Origin of the sequence: Anaerobiospirillum sp. NML120448 (assembly GCF_023050945.1) — a bacterium.
GTDB lineage: Bacteria > Pseudomonadota > Gammaproteobacteria > Enterobacterales > Succinivibrionaceae > Anaerobiospirillum.
This window is the reverse complement of sequence record NZ_JALKIM010000025.1, coordinates 17,269-40,750: the sequence shown is the minus strand read 5'-3', so window position 1 is coordinate 40,750 and position 23,482 is coordinate 17,269. Positions and strand designations below refer to the sequence as shown.

Sequence of the window (23,482 nt, the reverse complement as noted above, 5' to 3'; positions counted from 1 at the left end):
CATAAGCCATGGTATCGGCCATGGCTTATGCCATGTAATTGCCAAGCAAACCTATCTTTAACCAAAAACTTTTAGTTGCAAAGATAAGTTGTAATTAATCGGCTACAAAGTTTAATGGCTTTGCGCCTGCTTTGACTATAGCGTTGTTAATATTATCACTATTACGTTGTGCGCCTAAAGCTCTTAAGCGGGCGGTACAATCTTTTAAATTTAAGCCATCATCAAAATTTTCATCATTTTCATGGGCACTTAAAAATTCATTGAGCATAGTTAAAGATAAAGGCTTAGTCTCATCGCTATCCTCAATTAAGCCCTCGCCCATTAAAGCAGCTGGTAAAAAGCACTTTAACTTTTCAGAGCTAGTCATAACTTCAACTAAATGCTGTACACCATTTAGGACATAAATAAACTTAAAGTGCTTTTGTAAATCAGTAATACGTGGAGCAATATGCTCTTGGTAAAGAGCGATTTTACCTTCAATTAATTCATCAAAAGGCTTAATAAAGTCACTCTTATTATCGCAAAGCTTGAGAGCAAAAGTATTTAACTTGCTAAGCTCCACCTGCTGATGCCAAAACGAGTCAAACTCTTTACCACTTGGGCCGTAGCGATTTTCATCATAAGGCTGATAATCTAAAGCCATCTTAGTAAAGCTATCATAGTCTTTGGCAAAATAGAGTTCTTTAGTGTTATAGCCAGCATAGTCAAATGAAAGATCACACAAATTGAGCACATGCTCAATATCTGCTGCACCGTCAACTGAGACCACTCTAAACACATGATGCTTAACACCTAAAATAGTGACCTTCAATAAATATTGCATAACAAAAAATAACTCCCAAAATTAACAGCTCTAAAGCACCACTTAAGCTGCCCAATAAGAATAACTACCTAAGACACAGCCTCCCACAGGCACAGGCACAGCCTACTTGAGCAGACCCACAGGCTGTGATTGTGGGCCGTGCCTGAGGGGGTAGCCCAATAACCTTGGCAAGGGAGCTAAGCTCCCCATGGCCAGGATATAAGCAGAGCCTGGGGCTAAACCTGAGGATCGGCCTTAGGTTTGGCCTTGACCTTAGTCTTGCCTTTAGTTTTAGCCTTAGGCGCACTATTAGGGTTTTCTCCTATTAAGACATCTTGCTCCTTGTCTTTTTGAGCCTCATGGTGAGCAAGCTCTAGCTGGGATACTGAGCTCTTATCTTTAGTATCATCGCTAGTAATTTGCTCTTGAGCAGAGCGCAAAGAGCTTTGTTGGTCAATTTCTTTTAGAGCGTCCAGCTCATCAAAATTAAAGTTATTTTCGCTTATTGTGCGCACAATATCATCATGGGAGAGACCTTTTTGATCCAAAATATCAAAATGGTTCTTTACTAGGGCATCAGCAATACCTTCAATATCCATTGGATTGATATTTTGCTCAGCTAAAAACTTAGAGAAAGTTTCCATTTGGTCATAACTCATGATCATAGGATCGTCGTTTTCCTCTTCATCCCATGAATCCTGATATTCATCGTCATTGCTATCATCAATGCTCTCATATGACTCTGGCATCTCACGCAACAATTCCTCTAAAGACATGCGCTCGTAAGGCTCAATTTTGCTCTTAGCAGAGGCGTTTTTGCTTGCCTTTTTCTTTTTACTAGAGTTTTCGTTAGGAGTTTTTTTCTCAAAACTTCCTACATCCTCGTAACAATCACCATAGTTGTCATAACAATTGCAAAAAGAGTTATTTAGCAAATCATCAATTTGACCTTCATCTTGCGGGTCTCTTAAAGGACTTGGGCCGTACTTATTGCGACTTTGCTTTTCGCAATCTTCTTTTTCTTGGGCTAAGCCATCTTGATAGTTACTAGCTTTGCCTTGAACATCAGTAGTTAAATAGATACCTGATAAATCTTGTACCTGAGCGCTTTGGCTATCTAATGAATTATCTAAAGGATCTACTTGCGGATCATTGGCATATTGTTCGTACTCAATGGCAAGTTCCTCTTGGGTAGGATTACTCTCAAGCTCCTGATCCCACTCTCCATAAAGCTCCTCATAATCATAGCTGTCTTCATCTTCTTGTAAGTCATTATCTACAGGCACGTACATACCTGCGCTTTTTTGAATTAAAGAGCAGTGATTAGCCTCTTGCAAGCTTGAGTCTTCAAGAGGAATGTCCTTAGGCGGACAAACATTACTAATAATGACATTACTCATAATATCTGAGTAATTATCCGCATCGTAAACAAAGTACTTAAGCCCTAAGATTTGTGCATACTCGTAGGCAGCCAAACGCTCATCAAGCTCACCAATATGATTGAAATCAGTTGGCGACTGTTCACTTTCTAATTGATCTAAGAGCAAATTGTGAATAGCAAAAGCATCTTTATGGCGACCTGCAAAAATTAGCTTATCAACCAAATCTTTGTCGCTAGTTTTACTCTCTAAAGGATTATCAGCAAAATATTGCTCATAAAATGCCCTATCTTCCTCATCAAAGGCTACTGAGGCACGATAAGAGCCCAAGGTAGTACCTCTAATAGGATCATAGCCATAAAGCAAGCTACATTGCTTTGCCAAGTGATTACTTTGTTCTTCGTTCTTGCCTGACCAAGGACGATCATCGCCAATAATTAAACCTGCATAAATGTATTCAGGAGCAAAAGGCATTACCTCATGATGTTGAGAGCTAATAGCCACCTGTAAGACATCTTGCATCCTAATAAACTTCAAGGTTAAAGCATCTAACTGATTATGCTGTGCTTTATCTAAATGCTCGTAATTAACCCCTATACCATGAGTTTTTTCGATATAGCTTAAACGGCGACAATCTTGTTCTTTAGTAAGAGTACTGTGGAACTTAGCCAATTTAACATTTTGATAGCCAAGCTCAGGACTATCTACTAACAGACCAGTAGCTATTTGTACTTGCTCTGAGCAAGTATTAATATGGTTATCCCCTTGAATGCTCTTAGCTAATTCTTTGGTATAGGAGCTTTCTTGTGACCAAATAAAGGCATTAGGATCAATAGTACCTATATCCATACCTTTAAAATTATGCTGGTAAAGCCAATGCATGACATTAGGCGCACAAGAGAGCATAGCTTGGCAATTAAACAAGTCATAAAAAGCCTGGTGCTGCAAGCTATCATCAAGCATAACCTCATAATTATGAGCCTCTAGCTGGTCAGTATTGGCGCTAATAAGTGCTTTATAATAGCGGCTTCTCTTAGTTACCTGCTCGTCTGAATAGTTAATTAAAGCCTCAAGTAAATAGCGCTTAGGAGTAGTCTTAGGCATTTTAAAATGCTCAGCTATTTTTTGAGTTTGGCTATTTACCTCATTAAGATCGGCTTTATAAAATATCGCTAAATCATTTTGACTTAGGATACGCTCTAAAATAGACCCTGCTAGGTTAGAAATGCTGGCACTAACCTCTTTGGAAACTAATTCACGTTCAAAACGATAGCGGTAAGACTCATAAACAGTGTGCTTAAAGGCACAGTCAATCAAATCACTACAGCCATAAAAATAGCCCTGACTATAAAGAGCATCTAAATAGCCTTCCTCATTTACTAAGCGCACTTCATAGTTTTCATGAGCATTAATAATGTTAAGCAAGAGGTAAATATAGACATGTAGCGGGTTTTCATCCTCATAAAACATATGAGGACGGGTATATTGCTCCTCTTTGCTCTCATCAAATTCCCACACCCGTGAGAAAATCATACCTAGCAAGGAAGAAGGATCCTTGATAGCCTGATGGAGGCGACGCTGAGCTTCATTGAGATCACTATCTTTACTATTATCTTGAGTATCAGCAAGGCCAGTAACCTTATCCAGGTCTTTACTATCGTAACCAAAGCTTAAATTACTACCCAAGAAAGTCTTAAGACGATCATAAATCATACTCTCGTCAAGACTACGCTCTGAGGTTACCTCGTCACTGTATGGGGCACGGGCCTTGCCATCCCCTTCATTTTGATTAGATAAGAGATCCCAAGCACGCTCTTGATAGGTCTGGCCCTTAGAATTTTTAATGCGCTCAGCTATCAACATACCATCTTGATCTTTGCTATCTCTTACGAGCATGGCAGCTTGGCTTGAGTATTTTTCATTAACAATATGAGCTTGCTCTAATACCTGCTTAGCATGCACAGCATAGCGACGGGACAATAAAGAGCCATGATATTCCTTGTGAGATAAAATACACTCTAAGAGCTTTTTCTCCTCACTAGAAAGCTTACTATTAGCCACTCTTTGACGAGCATCCACACCCTGCCCATCTAGGCTCGACTCCCTATCATGCTCCAAGATTTCTCTATCATTAACCAGCGCATGAATGCCATCCAGATGCTCGCTGACGCTAGCACTATCACTTGCTCTAGCGCTATTAATAGCGCTGGAGGTAGAGCCTACTCTGGTGCTGGCGCTTACGCCTGTGCGTGCGCCAGTGCGTGCGCTGGCGCTTGTACCATTTGCGCCATCGTAATTAGCAAAAGCGACATTGGCAGTAGATGCCTCTACATATTTGGCTAACTCATCGGCAATATCATCGCTTTGCAGCCCCACGTCCTCAGATAGCACTTGCTCTAAGCGCTCATGGGCATTAAAAGAAATATCATTAGACCAAGCCTGTGATTTGGCCTGCTGACGCTTAAATGCAGCATGGGAACCATGAGACATCTGGCTATTGGAGCTCTTAGTGGCAGGCTCATATGCACCACTATCAGCTGCCACTTGATTTGCATTTGCTGTTTCTTTAATAGCTTTATTATTTTGCCCTTGTCCTTGATCATAAAGCATAGCTAGGCTTACGCATAATCTATCTTCTTGATAAAGGGCATTAGAGTAACTTGAGTACAAGCTATCGTGCAGCTTAGCATGATCAAAAGAGGTGTCATTAGCGTTATGGCAAAGTAACTGCTCTTTACTCATATGCCAACGGCTAATAGAAGTATCTTTATCAATACCGTAAAGTTGCGAAGTATTTAAATCTACAGCCTCAGAGCCTAACTGCAAGGAATTTTTAAGGATTAAATGGCGAGATTTAGGATCAATGCCGCTCATGAGGCGATATGGCAAGATAGAGCAGCTTACTCCTAACATCTTAAGCATATCGTGTGCGCCAATGCTCTTATCTGAGTAAAAGGTATAGCTTAAATATGGCTTATCATTGTTATTTAAGCGTTCAATATTTTCTATACCTACGATACGCTCAATCATAGCTCTAGTAACAATAGAGCTAGAGCCATAATTTTGATCCATTAGGCGATCGGCACAAGTAAAATAATGACTCTTAGAGGCACAATCTTGCGTTGCCAAATCATTTAAAGTAGCGGCAATTAACTTAAGCTCATCACGTGCCTTAATAGCCTCACTTTCATTGAGGACTAAATCAGGGGCCAAATCATCCACTAAAGAGCTATAACCACTTTGAGTATTGTATTCAAAGCCATCGATACTTAGACGTGGTCTGCTAGCTATATAGCCATTAGTCTCCTCAAGCAAGAGAGCTTTAAACTCAGGGAAGCCCTCAGAGTCCATCGATTGTGAAAACTCTTCAAATTTAGGAGACTTTAAGTCTATTTGTAAAACGTCAGTTACAAAGTTACGTGCCGTTTGACTACTATCATTCTCTTTAAAATAGGCACTATTTAAGTGGTACTTAAAGCCATGGCTTTGTACATAGTATAAAAAGCGCTCCTTAGCACCTGGAGCACCAGTGAGCATATCTTTAGCTAATAAAGAAGCAAAAGAGCGCTCTGGGCCATTAGCTTTGCGATTGAGCTGCCAGCCATTACGACTACATACAAGACTTTGTACAATATTCCAGCCTCTAATCTTCATAAAGTAAACAAAGTCTAAAAATGACTTGATATAAAGTTTACCTTTAACCTCTGCTGAGAGCTTAATCTTTTGATTAGGGCCTAAGGTAGGCTCAATTAAATCAACGAGCTGGGTTGGCGAAAAGCGATTAGATTGCAAAATAAAGGTAGCTGTAGGGCCAAAAACCTCTAGCGACAGTCCTTCGTCCTCATTATTAGCAAAGTTTGCTGTTTGCTCTTTACTTTGCTGCAACCAATAGTCCTCATTGAGCTTATGCAATTGTTTAATGTAATTTCCAACAAAAACATTAGCATCATCCTGACAGTCTTGAGCAATCAGGTTGTTAATTTGAGTTTCTTGTCTTTGATAATATTTAATTAACTCTTGGTAGCTATCTACTGAAAGCTTTAAATAATCACGATTAACATCACTATAAATAATGCTATTAAGGTCACTACCGTAGCCTTGAGTATTATCATCGCCCACAGCTAAGGCAGAGCCATTATTTAAACCGCTTTGATCTAAGGCTTTTAAAATAATGTCACGCTCTTTACGAGCAGTAGCTGACTCAACAATATGATCTAAAAGTTGGCCATCAAAACTCTTCTTAGCAAAATACTTAGACCAATTAGCCACATCCTTTTCATAGGCCTCAACAACATGTTCATTAAAGGTCTGTCCATATGGCACTACATTTAAAGGATCCATACAGATATGGCTATAGCGCATGGCTGAGGCATCGCCAGTATTGGCCAAATAGCGACAGAAATTTAAAAAGTGCTGAGGACTTGGACGGCCACGACCACGTAAGGCATTTAAAGCAAAAGCATACATGGTCTCTAAAGTGCTACCAATAATCTCAGATTTAACCAAGCTATTGACTACACTTTCAATAGACTTGTTACTATCTAAAATATGCGCATCCTTTTTGCCTGTACATAAGGAAATATTTAGCGATAAAGGATAGGTATCTAAAGCTCCACGATAAGCAGCCATTACTGAATCGATGGTTGCAAAATCTTTGTCCGACTCGACACTAATTGATAAAGCCTCGGCCTTCTCTTGTAAATAACTAGGGAAGTTATCAGCCATACGCCAGTTTAAGAAAATGGCACGCTCAAGCTGGGTTTTACCAGCTACGAGGCTATCAAACATTTTGGTTACTGTTTCTTGTACTACAGTGTCACCAATATTATGGGCATTAAAATGCTCAACATTAAAATCACGCTCAAACAACTGATGATAGGTAGCAAAGTTGCCTTCCATATCATAGCTATTTAAACGTAAATACTCTTGCTCATCTTTAAATAGCTCAGAACAAGATGAACTTTGTAAGGAGTAGAGCTCACCTCCTAGAGCTAAATCAATTTGTCCAGAATCAAGCAAGGCCTTTTTGAGCATAGAATTGCTAAAGAAAGCATGGTTATGCTCCAAAAACTTCATAAAGTAGAAGGAATTAACAGGTAAAATACCGCCACTTTGAGATAACAATCTTAAAGTCAGCAAGGCCTCTACCTTAGTCTTAGCTAGTTGCTCTAAGTATTTAAGATAGACCACAAAAGGCAAAGGCTCAAATAAATGATCTTGCTCTAAGGCCTCTAAATCACTAATAGCCTCTGGTACGCTCATGCAGGCTGCATAGAATAGGAAGGTATGAGCCTCATTAACTCTATCTTTTCTATCTTTTAGCACTAAATATGAATCGTAAAAACCATAAGGGCGATGCATGAAAAACATTTGATGCGCCAGGCGACGACGCTCTGTTTTCATGTCATTTTTAATAAAGTAATGGCTGAGCTTTTTGTATAAATGACCAGCTTGAATGCGAGCTCCCATAAGGGCATATAACTCGCTATCTTCCTCTTGATTTAAGCAATGGGCACTTTCGGATAAGTACGATAAAGAATTGCCATTACCAAGACCAGCACTAGTACGATAAAGCTCGTCTAAGTAAGGCTCTGTTAAAGGTGCAAAATTACCCTTATAGGAGCTTAAATGATGATTTAACAGATTATAACCCTGCTCTCGGTGGGCGCTAGAGAGCATACCCACCTGTAAGAACATATTACCAATGTCATCAGAGTTAAAATCCTGACCAATTAAATCATCAAAATTGGAACTTTTAACGCTATTAGGAAACAGCTGATGGAATAACAAGGCACTAGCACTAGAGTGAGGAAAATACTTTTCAAAGCAACTCTCCTGCAAACCATAGGTAGTACCAGTTAAATTAGCCTTTAACAAACGATAAATAGCAAAACAGCCAACAGGATTATATTCAGCCTTTAAGCAGCGCTCTAATAAATTAATGAGCAAGAGTAAGCTATTGTGGTAAAAATCTCCAAACTTAGGATTTTGTTCAATTAAATCGCACAGATAAATTAAACTATTACCTACAATAGTGCCAAAAACAGTACTTAAGAGCGGCTGACGGCCCTCAAAACGACTATTATGAGTTAAGGTAGGATTCTTCTTAAATAAACGTGTCCAGGAGTCATCCTGCTCCTTTAAAGCATTAAAGTAGAGCTCAATATCTTTATGAGAAATATGGAAATCATAGTTATGGTAAAGCTTAAGACTAGAGTATGGTACTTCAATACTAGTCATACCCAAGTGGAAAGCCAAAATAGCTCTCATATGATATAAGAAGAAGAGCTGGCCCTGCGCATTGAGCTTAGAGTCAAATAAAGCTTGGTAATAATGGGCCAAATAAGTTGAGGCTAAATAATTACCTGAATAATCGGAATAAGTTAAAGCACTAAAGCCCCAAGTATTATTTTGCTCCCTCATCAGCTCGCCATAAGTAAAGGCACGGCCAATTAAAAAAGCACTAAGCGCAGGCATACCTGGAATCAAAGGCACAAAGCCATTGTCACCCAATAACCAAAACTCGCTATCATACTCCTCATTAGAGCTATTGCTTGGACTCTGCTCCTGCCCCTGGTCATGCTCATGCTCATGGCCATGACCATGACCTGGGCCAAGGCCATGCTCGCTAGCACTATCATGCCCACCATCGCTGCTGCCTTGCATAGCGCTTGCAGCACCAGCAGCGCCAGCGCCCGCACCAGTATCAGCACTGTTGCCCTCTGGCTCGGCACTGCCTTGAGCACCATCATGTTTTTCTTGCTCAAACTGGGCATAAAGCTTTTTACGCTCTAAATTAATTAAATACTTACTATAAAAGGCCATCATCTCAAATGCGACTTGCTCATTTAAGTAGTTTTCGTCTTTTGAGATCGGATGACCGCAAGTAACAATAGAGCCAATCATAGCCTTGGTGGCTCGATAAATAGATTCTTGGTGATAAATATGGGTTGCCCACTCCTTCATCTCATCAGTAAATTGGTGACTGGAGATGTGCTCAGGCATTACCTCTTTAAACTTATTAAGGGCAATTTGGTACTCAGGAGTATTGGCTGTATTCTCATTGTTTAAAAAGAGCTCATAGAAAAATAAAGGAGCTTCCTCTAAATCGTCTACCTTATGGGAGGCCTCATAAAAAGCATTAGAGCCAATCTGACAGGCATACAGACCCTGTACATAGCTAAGTAAGCAAGGCACAAAATCAAATTCAAAACCCATAGTTGGATTGAAGAACTTAGAGCAGGCCTTGTTAATATAGATTTGTCCAAACTTTTTAATAAAGTTTAACAACAAATCACGAGCACTATCAGTAGAGACAATAAGATTAAGCACTGACTCTAAATAGCAAAAGTGCATGCCACAAGGCTCTAATTGCACCAGCTCCTTAGCAGAGTGATAGCTGTGCTGCTGGAAAATACTGTCATCATCATAAATATCACTCACTAACTCACTATCAGAGAAAATAGCAAAGTCTTGAGTTTTAATGAAGCCGCCTCTCATTAAGATAAAAAGCTCAATATGATTCTTAAGCTTTACTAAAGCTTCATATACTCTAAAATCATGCTCTTTACCTGACTTTCTAGCAATTAGATATTGGTAGAAAGTAACCTCATCAAAGGCTTTAGAAAATTGGGTATTTTTAATATCAAAGATCTTAACTAGCTTTAAGATCTCATCTTCATAATTACAATAAGTCTCTACTACCAGCTTACGAATGGCAATTAAGCCCTCGCTACCTTGATAGTCACTATCGTCAGTAAATAAAAAGGCCTCAATGCTTTGATGAGGAATAGTAACTTGGTATTTATCAGCTAAATACTGTACCTTGCGCTCTAACTCACCATTTTTAATACAAGATTTAAAGCACTGATAGCACTCTAAAATTACCTTATCACTAAGCTTAGGAATGCTTTTCTTAATTAAAGAGCGGATCTGACTAATAGTTAAATTACAAAATTGATTAGCACCTAACTCCTCAAGCTTACGAAAAAGTAATAAGTCATTAGCAGCTCCTGCAAAGCCACTTAATCCCTCTTGATTGGCTGCTTTGACAATATCAGGATCTAATTCCTTTAAATCATGAATTAAAGCGCCTAAATCTAAGGTTTTACCTGAGATATGGGTTATTTTGTCAGCCAGTAAGCTACGTGGATCAACATTTAAAAATGGGTTATCACTTGTAGTTACATTTTTCTTTAGTGACTGTAATCTACTACCTTGCAATAAAGCTTTAGAAATACCAATGCCTGAGCGAGATAAAGAGCCAAAGAGCACCTCATGACTATTATCAGATTGCTCATCTTTAAGCTCTGCACCCATCTCCACCGCAACAGCATCATCACTAACGCCCGCCCCTGCATGCGCACTAGCGCTCGCACGTGCGCCATCCCAAGCGCCAGCGCCACCCCCATCACGACCTACAGCCCCTACATCAGAGGCTCCAGTCTTACTCTTATTCTTGCTAACACGAGCCCTAACTCTAGCCTTATCCCTAGTCATAGTCCTAGCAGCTCCATCTACACCAGAGGATGCACCAGCTGATGCGTCTGCATCAGCATCAGAGGCTTTACCAGTGTCGGACTCTAAGCCCACATTAGAGCCAGCATCTTCATAGACAGCTGCATAGACATCATCTTTGCTACCACTATAGCCATCACTAGCACTATCTTTAAGAGTACTGGTTGTAGTGCTCTTTGACTTAGCATTAGTCTTTCTTGGCTGCTTTACCTTAGAGTCTGTATCCCCTACTGCATCTTGGTTAACAGCATTAACAGCTTTGCTTTCTTGGCTTGAAGATGCACTGTCAGATAAAGCAGCCTCAAGCTCTTCTAACAAAGCCATATTTTCATCTAAATCTGATGATTGGGATTTGAGATTAGAGTTTTTAGAAGAGGAGGATGAAGAGTTCACTACTATACCTATCCCATTATTACAAGCTTGGCGGCTCTAAGAGCTGACAATATCCAATAAAAACAAGAGAAAAACTACAAGCCATTATAGCAATTTAATGACATTGAATAAGATAAACAATTGAGCTTTTAGCTAACCTACCAAATGCCTAACAGCTGATTTTGACTGTGAAACAACGATATAGCCACAACCAAAGCGGTTTTAATGCAGCAGTCAAGACCCAAAGGCTTAGTCTCACCATGCTCAGTTTCACCAGACTCGGATGGTAAGTTGCTTAAAACAACTTCCTTTTCTGAAAGTTCAGTGCTGATAGAGTTGCTATCAGATACAGCATTAGTCTTTGGTTCAGAGACAAGGGGTGAATTGTTAGATAAGACAGGCTGCTCTTAAACCCATCTTGTAATAGAGAGAAATGAAGGTCTCTTGCTGTAAACTCCAGCAGTGTCATATTCCTTGATGTCTTTTTCAAGGCAGAGTTTGAAGTACTCGTTTAAGGTCTTACCGCTTGCTTGATAGCAACGAGAAATATTAACCCAGAGAGCAGCTCGTGCTTTTGAAAGTTCTAATCGTGTCATAATCACCTCTGTTGGTTTGGATGACTCCACTATGGGTACACCTGTTAGCGACATGGTGATTATGCTATATATTTTGTTTTACACTTATTTTCTACCCAAGGCCTATGGCTTGGCCTTGGGCTTGGCTTGAGCCTACAAAGGCAAAAAGGCGAGGTTCTAAATAGAAACTCGCCTTTTTTAGTAGGAGCTAAAATAAATTTAGCTGAAATTTAGTGTTTTTGACTTAGAAGCCTTGGAAAACAAAGCTTAAGTGGCAATCTTGGTTCTCAATACGGTATTGATCTAAGACTGGAGAACCCCAGCTATCATCACCACCAACGCCCATCATCTTAGAGTTAATCTTTAAGATAGTGTGGTTAACATCTGGTAACTCAAATGGGTGTAAGGCCTCTTCAATTTGGCTTGGAGTCCATGGTAGCGCAGAGAAGTTAAATGGCTCATTGACACAAGTTACAATCATACCGTGATCGCTCTTGCTATCACGAACAATAAAGTAACGAGTATCGCAGTGGTTACCACACTCTTGAGGACGTAAATAAAGCTCAAACTCATCTGCTACATCAGAGGTGTAATAGCCTAGAGGATAGCCTTCCTTACGATCAGTGTAGTTAGCCTGAGCACCACGACCATAAAAATCTAATTGGTTAAATTGAGCCTTAATTGGCATTAAAACACCAAACTCAGGGATCTCAGGTAAGCCTTCTGCTTTCTTATAATCAACATCAAGACGAATTTGACCAGTAGCATAAACGCTATAGCAAAGATCAACATAAGCCTCAATTGGTAAGGTGGCAAGCTGCATCTTAAAGCAAACTTTTACGCAATCGCTTAAAGACTCTGCTTTATGGCTTACGCACTTAGAGAATAAGCCTGCGCTACGCCAGACAGCATCTCTAAATGGCATCTTATTGCCACGATCGTTATCAGTTGGAGCTCTCCAGAAGTTGGCTTTTGGCATGCCAGATAAGTACTCAATACCATTTACTTGGTAACTTACTAAACCACCAGCACCTACGGAGAAGAGCACTCTGAAGTTATCACCTACTACACCGTAATTAAAGCCAGTGTCTAAGAGCTCTAAATTATGATCCTTCTGGCCTAAATTGATGTATTGCTCAGGGCTATAAATAATATTTTCACCATAAGCTACAACGTGACCGCTTAATGCCCAAGGAGTGCTTTCTTTTAAGATTAAGCTGGCATTAATTACATACTCAGCACTCTTATCAAACTCACCGCTTAACAAGCTTTCATCTAATAGCTCTAAGTTAACAGGAATCTGAGCGCTCTTTCCAGGCTCTACAGAAACAATGTCATTGTAGTAGCGAACTTCTGTACCATTTAACAATAAGGAAACACGTAATACGTACTCATCAGCATTGGTAAATAATGAGTAATTAGTGATCTTAATGCTCTCTTTGCTTGGCTCTAAGACAAAGTTCTGGTAGTTGAACTTAACCTCAGCCATCTTAGAGGTTTCTGAACCATCAGCATAGGTAATACCATTGCCAGAGAAATTAAACTCTGTTGGGTGATCATCAAAGTCACCACCATAAGCAAAGTACTCTACGCCGTCTTGATTTTGTACTAAGAAAGCTTGATCTTTGTAATCCCAGATAAAGCCGCCTTGATAACGAGGATCAGTCTTTGCTAAATCAGTATAAAGCTTCATGCCGCCGCAAGATTGACCCATAGCATGGGTGTACTCACAAAGGATAAATGGCTTTTGTGGGTTTTCTGCTAAGAACTTCTTAACATTGGCCAAAGTGGTGTACATTTGGCTTTCCATGTCAGAGGTGCCATTGAAACGGCGATCATGGAAAATGCTCTCGTAGTGAACTAAACGGGATGGATCACGCTCACGGAAGTAATTGGAAAGATCAAAAATAGTCTTACCGCCAAAAGACTCGTTACCGCAAGACCAAATTAAAATACAGGCATGGTTCTTATCACGCTCTAGCATAGCCTGACCACGTGCTAGTACTGCATCACGCCACTCTTCATGGTCATCAGGTAAGGTATGCTCATCGTGACGGATAGCGCCTAATACTTGCCAGGTACCGTGAGTCTCTAAATTGGTCTCATCAATTACATACAAGCCCAACTCATCACAGAACTTATAGAAAATAGAAGAGTTTGGATAGTGAGAGGTACGTACAGCGTTGATATTGTTACGCTTCATGGTGAGCAAGTCCTCATAGATCTCGCTCTCAGGCACGGTACGACCACCCATTGGGCTAAATTCATGACGGTTAACACCATTAAAGACAATACGTTTGCCGTTAATGTGCATAATGCCATCAATCATTTCAAAACGACGGAAGCCTACAGATAAAGCTACCGCCTCTAAAGAAAATTCGTCTAAGGCACCAACAACAGTATTAAAGTCGATTTGATCATCACTACCTTGGCAAGAGGCATTAACCTTTTGAGCAGTCTCAACAGGAACTACTTGGCAGATTAACTTATATAAGTTTGGATGCTCAGCAGACCATGGCTTGATGTCTAAGGCGCTAACATCTAAAGTAAAATCACACTCGTTATTATCGCCTACTACAAAGTAGTTGCTAGCTACCTTACCTTCCTTATCGAGTAAATAAAGCTGAACAGCACCAGGTGCAGATAACTTTAAGTGACCAGATAATAATGGCTTTTGATAGCTATCATCTAAAGTGGCCTTTACAAAAATATCTTCTAAGTGGATAGCTGGCTTGGTATAAAGATGTACACCACGGAAAATACCAGATAAGCGCCAGAAATCTTGATCTTCTAAATGAGAACCAGAGCTGTACTTAAAGACACGTACTGCTAAACGGTTTTGACCACGACGTAAATATGGTGTGAGGTCAAAGTCTGATGGGGTAAAGGAGCCAGTGGCATAACCTACATAATGACCGTTTAAGAATACAGCATAAGCTGAATCTACACCATCAAAGCAAATAAAGCAGTTTTGCCAATCCCATGAGGTCTCAAAGAAAGTTACATAAGAACCAACAGCATTAAAACGAGTTGGGATCTCACCTGGAACTACCTTTTCACGACCATCCCATGGATAGCAAACATTAGTATAGTGAGGCTTGCCATGACCTTGAGTCTCAAAATGACCTGGTACACGAATGGAGCTCCATCCTGACACATCAAAGTCATCACGCTCAAAGCCTTGAGGCATTTGACCAAAGTTCTTGGCATAATGGAAGAACCAAATACCATTAAGGCTCTTACGTAAGGAATTATCAGAGCCATCACATAACTCACGATAATTACTATAAGCCTCATGATCACTATGAGCAGCTAAACGATTTTGCTCGTAAATTCTTGGATTCTTAACAATGCTAAGGTCAAACTCACCCATTTGGATACTCCTTAAGAATCAATTAGAAAAAAACCTTACACACTCTTACAGTTAAAAGACAAGCACATGCTAACCTTATAAGTAAGATAATAGATTGTTGACAATACGAGTTAACTCTAAGTGACTGTTAAAGCCACACAGATCGATAGCATGTCATGCGAAAATATTCGGCACACCAAGTCCCACCACTGGACCCACATGCTCATTTAGCTACCCTAAACTGTAAATCGAATTATCTTGCATGATACTAATACATGACCTTACAGCTAAAGCAAAACTTCAACACACATACTATTGCTCATAGCGTTTAATAAGACCAGTTAGCACTCACACACCAAACAACATGTTAGCAAAAATTATCATTTTTTTCTTGTAGCTCTATGTCAAAATTTTAATTTTTTAGCTAAGGTTTTTTCTGTTGATTGTTTTTAACTATAGTTTCGCTTTTGCCTTTGACCGCTGGATCTTCTATAGAGTTATCGCCAATGCTGGCGGCTGATTGATTAGCAATTTGTTTGTTGTCTAAAGAGTTAATACTATCGCTAACAGCAAAATCACTATCTAAATCAATGACATCTTTTAAAGTAGAGTTAGCTAAGGCTTTCTTTTCCGCCTCAGTAATTGGCTGTAATTTACCTGACCACCACTCATCCTTAGGCTTAGCACTTTTAAGCATGTCTAGAGTAATAAATATGCTCTGGGCAATATTATTGTTTGGCTTAACTAGTCCAGGGGCAAAGAAAAAGCGCAAGCCACGAGCAGTAATAATAAAGTTGGACGGATTAAGCTCAGTGGCACTTACTACTACAGGTAATAAAGGCGATTTAAAAGAAGTATATTTCTCCTCAATAGCACGAGCGCACAACATGGCTGCTAATTGCGGGTTTTCAAAAAGCTCATTAAAACGAATAATGCGACCTGTATTTTCATCAAAATTCATGGTCTCTACTAATAACTGCTCTGGAGAGTTAACGTTTTTTTGTTTAAAAATACTAAAAAGGCTAACTAAGGGCTCTCCTGGCTTAGAGTACAAGTTAATTTGGACATGCTGGACGGCCTTTTCCTTTTGTTTATCTACATCAAAAATATCTTGTTCAAAAGGATTTTCCTGACTGTACTCCACGCTAATGTTACTTACCATCTCACGCTCAAAGCGACGGGCATAGTAATTTACTAAGCGGGTGCAAGTACTCTTAAAAGCATCAGTCTCACAACGTTTAGGAACTTTGATATAAGAAATAGTAAAAGAACGCTCAATTACTAATTCCTTACCGCCTTTTAAATCATTGCTCACTGCCGCTCCTGAAATCATAGCGCTAGCATTTTGCTCATTAGCCAAAGCATTAGCGGGCATCCAACCTATTAGTAAAATGCTAAGACCACTTAAGATATAAGATAAAACTTGGCTTTTCATAAAATAGATCCCTCTTGAACTATCTTTAGCTTTAATATGGCAAAAGCTTTAATAAAACCTCATCATAGCGCTCTTTTAATAGAGCAAACTTAATAGTATTAGCAGCAGAGGTTGAAGGGAGAGCATAATGATTAAAACTAACCTCCCCATTAAGATAGCGACTATCTTTTAAAGTAGAAATAGCAAAATGCTTACTAGCAAAATTACCGCAAGTTAGTACGTGCTTAATAGTTGGGTATTTTTTTATTAACGAGATAATATCAGCATAATGGGCGTTTTTGATATTGCTATCTAAGGAGCCTTTACGCTCGCAGCTATCAACCACATCCCACATGCCAATACCAAGTGCACTTAAGGCAGCTTTTCTTTGCTCTATGGAGCTTAATACCAACTCACCCTCTTTTAAGCCCAAAGAGCGAGCGTAATAACAGGCAATAAGCTTAAACATACGATTTTGCTTATTAGCGTAATAAAAGCCCTGCTCTAAGCTTTTAACCGATGGCATAGAGCCTAAAATTAAAATATGGCAACCATCAGGTATATAAGGCTCAAAACCATAGATCCGATCCTCATAAGAAGAGTCAGGACAGTCCTTGCCTTTTAAAGTAGCTGGTACACTCATGAGAAAAAATAATTCGTTGTTAGTGAAATATTAATTAGCAAAAACAGCGCCGCTAACTTTAGTAATATTATGGCCTGATTTCTTAACTAAATCCTCTAAATCACTACGCTTAATATCAACAGAAAAATGATTATCCAAAGGATGACAGTTAACCAAATCAAAATTATCCAACTCAATAGGCTGAACATATTGAACTTGTAAGTTAGGGTCGTTGAGCAAACAAAATGGGCTGACATGTCCTGGAGGAATACCCATATAAGCTAGATCACTAACAGAGGCAAAGCTAAAACGAGGCACTCCTAAAGCATCACTCAATCCTTTTAAATTGGCACGGAAGTCTAAAGGCAAGGTAAAAAGATACAGATCTTTGCGCTTATTAGTCAGAACTAAATTCTTGAGCATAGTACCTTTCATATCAGGCAGCTCTATCTCAATATCGCCATGAGCAATAGCCTCATGAGCATAGAGCTGGTAATTAATGCTATAAGAATTTAGTAGCGGTAATAAAGTATCTTTAATGTACATATTGCACCGACTATAGGACAAATAAAAACAAAATAAAGCAGCGCTTTAACAACCAAGCGCCCCACCTTTCTTATCTTGATATTTTAAGCAAAGTACCAACAAATACCAATTGCTAAAAGTTTACCTCTTACCTAATAAGCAATATCACGCCTTAGGGCATAAGCCTCAGCCACCTACCAATCCCATACCCCCAAAAACCTTGTGCCTTAATAAGATTGAAGTTAGCAAAAGGCCATAGCTCTGGCCAGCTAAGGGCTGGCCAAGGGCTTGGCTATGGCTATGGCCATAGCTATAGCCATAGCCATGAGCTTGGATGCCTTGCTAGGTGGAGATCTATAATTGAGCTGCCAGAGAAGTCTCCTAGGCTTTTAGTTTGTTATTAGCCCTTTTATGAGTGATAGGCACAATAGACCATGACATCAACAGTACAATGGCTAAGGCTAATGCAAAAGCATAAATAAGATAACAACGTAATCCTAAAAAGAGCCAAGTAGGATCAAAATACTCTTGTCCTAAAACCATAGCTTCCATAGCAATCATACGCAAATGGCTATAATAGCGCTCTAAATTAATAAAGCAGGCATAAAGCATAGCCACTAATACACCCATGCCAGGTAAGTTTACTAAGATGGTTTTAACCACTAAAGAAAACAAAGAGCCATTAATTTGAGCCTTTTGACTCTCACTCTCACTAAGAGCAAATTTAATAGCTTTTACAATCACTACCGCAAAAGAGCTTATGATCATCAATACTACAAATACGCCCGCCCACGAAATAATATTAACCACACTATTGGCATACTCTAATTGCTCTTGAGTAGCAATTTGTAACACTTTACGCTCTGATGCTAGAGATAAATAGCGAGCCATAGCCTCCTCTATTAAAGAGGATGACATGACAAAAGATAGCACTAAACCGCAGTAATAAACTAAGGTGCTTACTATTAGCGTCACATAGCTATGTTTAATAAAATCAGCCATACTAAGCTTGGCTAAAGCAATGCTTACTAGATGAAAACTAAGCTTGCCTCTAAGCTTTTCTTGGGCTACTTGCTCATCTAACAGAGCGCTTCTAACCTTAGCTAAATTAACATCCTTATTGCCTATACCCTCAATATCATCAGACTGATTATTTTGCTTAGCCTCACTCTCTTTTTCTTGACTGAGCTTGCTGATAACAGTTTGATTTACTTGTAAGTCCTCCCATTGCTCTTTAACTGAGAGCTCATGGTAACTTTGCTCATCAACTTTACTATCAGCAATAGTCTTTAATAGCCATAAAGGTAGTAGTACAGGACATAATAAAATTAAAGGGGCTGCTAGGACAAAATATAAAGGACATACTGCCCACCATGGCAAGCTCTTGCTAACACCTGTCAATCCAGTGAGCAATGCGGATAAAGGCCCGCCAATACCTACATTAATCGGTTTTAGCTCAATCATATTCATCAAAAACCCATATATAAAAATCTTTGGAACTATTATGGCCTATTATGCCTATCAAAAATTAGGTTCATATTGTAAACGCCAAATATTCCCCTACCGCAACAGTCATTACCTGGCTATGGCCATAGCCATAGCCATAGCCAATGCCATAGCCAATGCCATAGCCTTGGCTTTGACCTTGGCCTTGGCTTTGGCCTTAGTAATAGCAATAGCAATAGTAGAAGCAGTGGTAGCTATAGCCCTGCTAAGGACTTATCCTTATTTAAACTTTAGAGTACCAGCCTTAGGGTTAATAGTAGCTGTTTAATTGGAATTAGCTGGAGATGTGGGGATGCTTTATATGGAAGTGTAGAAACTGATGTGACTTTTGCTAATGCAGCATGGCTTTTTAGCTGTTACAGCCTCTGTAACTAAAGCATAGGTGCCGTGCTGGTATTAACAACAAGATGTCGTGTGAACCAGTACAAAGTATTTTTAAGAGCAAAACTTTTTTATTTGGCATTAAGGCCCTGTAAGCTTGCCAATGGGTAAGGCCGTGCCTATCTATGGCACGGCCTGCCCTTTGAGTTTTGCACCTTGCTATGGCTTGGGCCTATAGTAAGGTGCAAGAGCTTTAGCTCTTTAGCTAGTAGATAGTGCTCTTACCAACTCCCCTAGGCTTGCCACTTGGTGGTGGTCAGACGTTTGAGGTTTAAAGCTTTTTCCTCATTCTTATTTTAATTAAGCGCTCAGCTTGATGAGCCGCTCTCAGGGCATGTCTTCTATGAATAAGGCTTAAGGAACTTTTAGGAACTAAACTATCTTGTATTTGGTTGGTAAGAGTTTCGCTAGTTACTTCGGCTTGGTTAATATTGGCCTCATTAGCATTGGCATTGGTATTGTCCTCTTTTTTATTTTCATTTGGCTTATAGGTAAATACAGGTAAACCTAAGTGATAACGAATAGCTAAGAGACGAGTAATAAAGCCTACTATGAGACAAATAATAATATTGAGATTTTGGTCGATAGCAAAAAAGTGCTTATCAACAAAGTCTAAACCGACAAACATCATGCCTGTTAATAAAGCAATGCTGGCATAAAGTTCTTTTTGGAAAACTAGGGGAATACGGGCGGAAAAAATATCACGTAAAATTCCTCCAAACACACCAGTAACTACAGCACCAATTAAAGCAATCATGCCACTAGGATGATAGTCCATTCCTATCTTGGCACCAATGACACTAAAGACAGCTAAACCTAAAGCATCTAATACTAAGAAAGTACGCTCTAAACGACCAAAGAAATGAGGTCTTCTGGTAGTAATTAATGCTGCTACACAGACTATAAGCAAATACTCAGGATGCTTTACCCAGGTTAAAGGATAGTGACCAAAGAGCATATCTCTTACCGAGCCACCACCAATAGCTGTTGCACAAGCAATAAACATTACACCAAAGAGATCCATATTACGCTTGCCTGCAGCTAAAGCTCCTGTCACACCTTCAGCGGTAATACCAATGATGTATAGAATGGTTAAAAACATGGTTGTTCCTTGCTTATGCAAATGCCCAAAATCAAAACGCTAACTATGTAAAAACTAAAGCTGCATAGATAAAACTGCCCTAATTGTACCTAAGTACAGCTATCCTTTTTGACTTTTGGTTAATTTACTCATTTAACCACCAAAATAGCATTGATAAAGATAAATACACTTATCTAAAAGCTCCTTTATCACAAAGAAATCTTAAAGCAGCACCTCACTCAACACATTAAAGCCTATTAATCAGACCTTAATTAACATGGTGCTTTTAGACGCATGTCATTTGCAGATGCAAGCAAGTAAGCAGGAGCGGGCGCTTTGCAAGCTTAGTAAGCCCTAACCTCATATGCCAAGCATGGCTAAATTACTAAGCCTTCCCCAAAAAAAGAATAGAAGCACATTTAAGAGCTTGTGTGATGGTTCTTGCTACTTGCAGTAAGCACAGTGCTCTGATGATTTTTGTCTTGAGCTTTGCTACTGGGCTTTTGTATGGATTAAAGATTAGCAATAAGAGCATACCAGGCAAGAGTACATTAGGCATTGCTTTGAGGCTTTAAAAGCTGAGCTTTAAATGTTTAGGCTGTGTATGCGCAGAGAGTGTATACAGAGATTGTAGAAAGTGTAGAGCGCAATGCTCAAACGTAACCCGCAGTGTGCAGGGCAAGAGTGCAGTGCCAGGGTGCAGGGCGCTGAAAGTGCGCTAGAGATCGCTCGGCTCAGAGAGTGGATACATTAGTTAGCTATCAAGATGTGGAATGACGTAGAGCTGAGGGTTGAAGGCAGATGGCGGAGGGCGGAGGGCAAAAGATTGGGCTTTAGAAACTAAAAAGGTCGCTCTCTTTTTTGTAAGGAGCGACCTTTTTAGTTGTTAGAACAATCTAGATTAACTTAGATTGCCTATGGTTTAACCTAAACCAGAACAAAGTACAGCAATAATGATCATTACTTGAGGTGAAAGAATACGTAAGAACATTGTTACTGGATATACAGTGGCATAACCTAAAGAGGAAGCCTCTGGGTTAGAGTGTAAACCGTTAGCAAAGGCTAATGCTGGAGGATCAGTCATGGAGCCAGCGATCATACCGCAAAGTACGAGGTAGTTAACCTTAGAAATCTTGTAAGCTAAGATACCAACTACAAAGATTGGGATAAAGGTTACTAAAGCACCACATAACATCCAGGTTACACCAGGGCCTTGGGTTAAGGTTGCCCAGAAGCCATTAGCACCAGCACAAACACCTACGATGGATAAGAACAAGGTAATGCCGATTTCACGTAAAGCTGATAAACCAGCTGCTGGCATGAACCAACGAATACGTTTGAAAGTTAAGCTCTCACCAAAACGTGATAATAAAATGGCCATTACTAATGGGCCGCCAGCGATACCAAGCTTAAGAGGAGCTGGAACGCCAGATACTGGAATTGGGATGCTACCTAATAAAATACCAAGTACTAAACCAATAAAGATTGGTAACATAGCAACTTTGTGTAAAGCAGCATTAGAGTTACCTAAAACCTTAGCGGCAGAAGCAATGTGCTCCTTGGTACCAATTACGTTTACAGAGTCACCAAATTGTAACTTCATATCATGGGATGGAATAAATTGCACACCAGCACGATATAAACGAGAAGCTACTACGTCAAAACGCTCTTCTAAATGTAAAGTACCAAATTCCTTACCAATTACAGCATTGTTAGTAACTACAATACGTTGTACCACAATGTTAGTACCGCGAGTAGTAGTGGAGAAAATGCTCTCTACTACCTTACCAACAGTAGTAATAACTGGATCAATCTTATCCTTTGGACCTACTAAGTGAAGAATATCGTTCTCTTGTAAGACAGTGTTATTGTGAGGAACGATGAGCTCATGATCACGCTTGATACGAGAGCAAACAAAGGTCTCCTCAAGTACACCAGGAATGGCAGATAAAGGCTTACCAATAAATTCTTTTGATAATACAGTTACGTTAGTGGTAATAAATTTGCCTTGGCCTGCGCTCTTAGACTCAAGATACTTACGACCCTCTTCCTCGATATTAACGCGGAAAATGATACGGATTAAGATCATGGTGAGTAAGATACCACATACGCCAAATGGATAAGCCATAGCGTAAGCTGATGGTACGATAAACTCATCAAAGCCCTGAGCCTTAGCATCAATACCTTGCTGACCTAAAACATTTTGCATGTCTAAGATCATTTGGTTAGCAGCACCTAAGGATGGGGTATTAGTAATAGCGCCAGAGTACATACCAACCATGGCATCAATCTTAACGATACCAATGAAGTGGAGGCATAATGCTACAGAACAGCCCATTACAATGATAATGACTACCCAACCAATGAGCTTTGCGCCCATGGAGCGTAACGAGGCAAAGAACGAAGGGCCTACCTGAACGCCGATAGCATATACGAACAGAATCAGACCGAACTCTTGAACGTAGGTTAAAATTTCACCAGCGCTGGTCAAACCTTCAGCGGTACGAACGGTTAAACCAAACCACTCGTGGAAGAAGTGACCGACTAAAATACCTGAGAAGAGGACACCACCAATACCCAAGCCGATACCACGATAGCGGACTTCACCAAGCAAAATTCCTAATATGGCGGCAATGGAGATTGTCAACGTTAAAAAAGGAATTGTCGACATAAACTTTTCCTAAAAACACCAGTAGTCATTGCTGTTAAGCAGCAGACACCAAAGTACCTTATGACAAACAAGTTTTACTCATAAGTCTAAATCTAAGCATCCTATTAAGAGCTATAAACGTTGAACACGTTTCTTATTAACTAGATCTTAATAGGCAACCTAAACTTAGCTATGCAACTTGTTGCCTCACCAACCTGAAAAACAGGTACTAGCACAAATCTTGAGTAAATTATGGATACGCAAAAAAATTTCATAAAAAAAAATACTGACTAAAGTGCAATAAAA

General features: G+C 39.7%; 10 protein-coding genes and 1 pseudogene. 1 reads left to right on the top strand and 10 read right to left on the bottom strand.

Going from position 1 to position 23,482, the window contains the following annotated elements; genetic code table 11:
- Positions 1-94: 94 nt before the first annotated feature.
- The 8 genes from MXE38_RS06170 to MXE38_RS06135 form a co-directional block, all read right to left on the bottom strand.
- Positions 95-823 carry a hypothetical protein gene (locus MXE38_RS06170; RefSeq protein WP_246913223.1) on the bottom strand — a complete coding sequence of 243 codons (729 nt, stop codon included), beginning with the start codon at positions 821-823 and terminating at the stop codon, positions 95-97.
- 215 nt (positions 824-1,038) lie between these two features.
- Positions 1,039-11,091 carry a hypothetical protein gene (locus tag MXE38_RS06165; RefSeq protein WP_246913222.1) on the bottom strand — a complete coding sequence of 3,351 codons (10,053 nt, stop codon included), beginning with the start codon at positions 11,089-11,091 and terminating at the stop codon, positions 1,039-1,041.
- 386 nt (positions 11,092-11,477) lie between these two features.
- Positions 11,478-11,666 (bottom strand): hypothetical protein, encoded by a 189-nt coding sequence (locus tag MXE38_RS06160; protein WP_246913221.1) that lies wholly within the window; start codon positions 11,664-11,666, stop codon positions 11,478-11,480.
- A 223-nt stretch (positions 11,667-11,889) separates the two neighbouring features.
- On the bottom strand, positions 11,890-15,018 hold the full coding sequence (locus MXE38_RS06155) for a glycoside hydrolase family 2 TIM barrel-domain containing protein (protein WP_246913220.1): 3,129 nt from the start codon (positions 15,016-15,018) through the stop codon (positions 11,890-11,892).
- A 403-nt stretch (positions 15,019-15,421) separates the two neighbouring features.
- A complete protein-coding gene (locus tag MXE38_RS06150; protein WP_246913218.1) occupies positions 15,422-16,432 on the bottom strand; it encodes a hypothetical protein in 1,011 nt (336 codons plus the stop codon).
- A gap of 31 nt (positions 16,433-16,463) precedes the next feature.
- Positions 16,464-17,054, bottom strand: coding sequence for a DNA-deoxyinosine glycosylase (locus MXE38_RS06145; protein ID WP_246913216.1), 591 nt, complete (start codon positions 17,052-17,054; stop codon positions 16,464-16,466).
- A gap of 30 nt (positions 17,055-17,084) precedes the next feature.
- Positions 17,085-17,579 carry a YbaK/EbsC family protein gene (locus tag MXE38_RS06140; protein ID WP_246913214.1) on the bottom strand — a complete coding sequence of 165 codons (495 nt, stop codon included), beginning with the start codon at positions 17,577-17,579 and terminating at the stop codon, positions 17,085-17,087.
- A 360-nt stretch (positions 17,580-17,939) separates the two neighbouring features.
- Positions 17,940-19,022, bottom strand: a complete 1,083-nt coding sequence (locus MXE38_RS06135) for a hypothetical protein (protein ID WP_246913212.1) — start codon at positions 19,020-19,022, stop codon at positions 17,940-17,942.
- Positions 19,023-19,062: 40 nt separating this feature from the next.
- On the opposite strand from MXE38_RS06135, the gene MXE38_RS06130 reads away from it, so the two are divergent.
- Positions 19,063-19,332 carry a hypothetical protein gene (locus tag MXE38_RS06130; RefSeq protein WP_246913210.1) on the top strand — a complete coding sequence of 90 codons (270 nt, stop codon included), beginning with the start codon at positions 19,063-19,065 and terminating at the stop codon, positions 19,330-19,332.
- Positions 19,333-19,914: 582 nt separating this feature from the next.
- Here the strand turns inward: MXE38_RS06130 and MXE38_RS06125 are convergent.
- Both MXE38_RS06125 and MXE38_RS06120 read right to left on the bottom strand, forming a co-directional pair.
- Positions 19,915-20,547: pseudogene (locus MXE38_RS06125) on the bottom strand (trimeric intracellular cation channel family protein); the annotation flags it as partial.
- 901 nt (positions 20,548-21,448) lie between these two features.
- Entirely contained in the window at positions 21,449-23,197 is a 1,749-nt protein-coding gene (locus MXE38_RS06120) for a putative transporter (protein ID WP_246913208.1), read from the bottom strand.
- Positions 23,198-23,482: the final 285 nt, after the last annotated feature.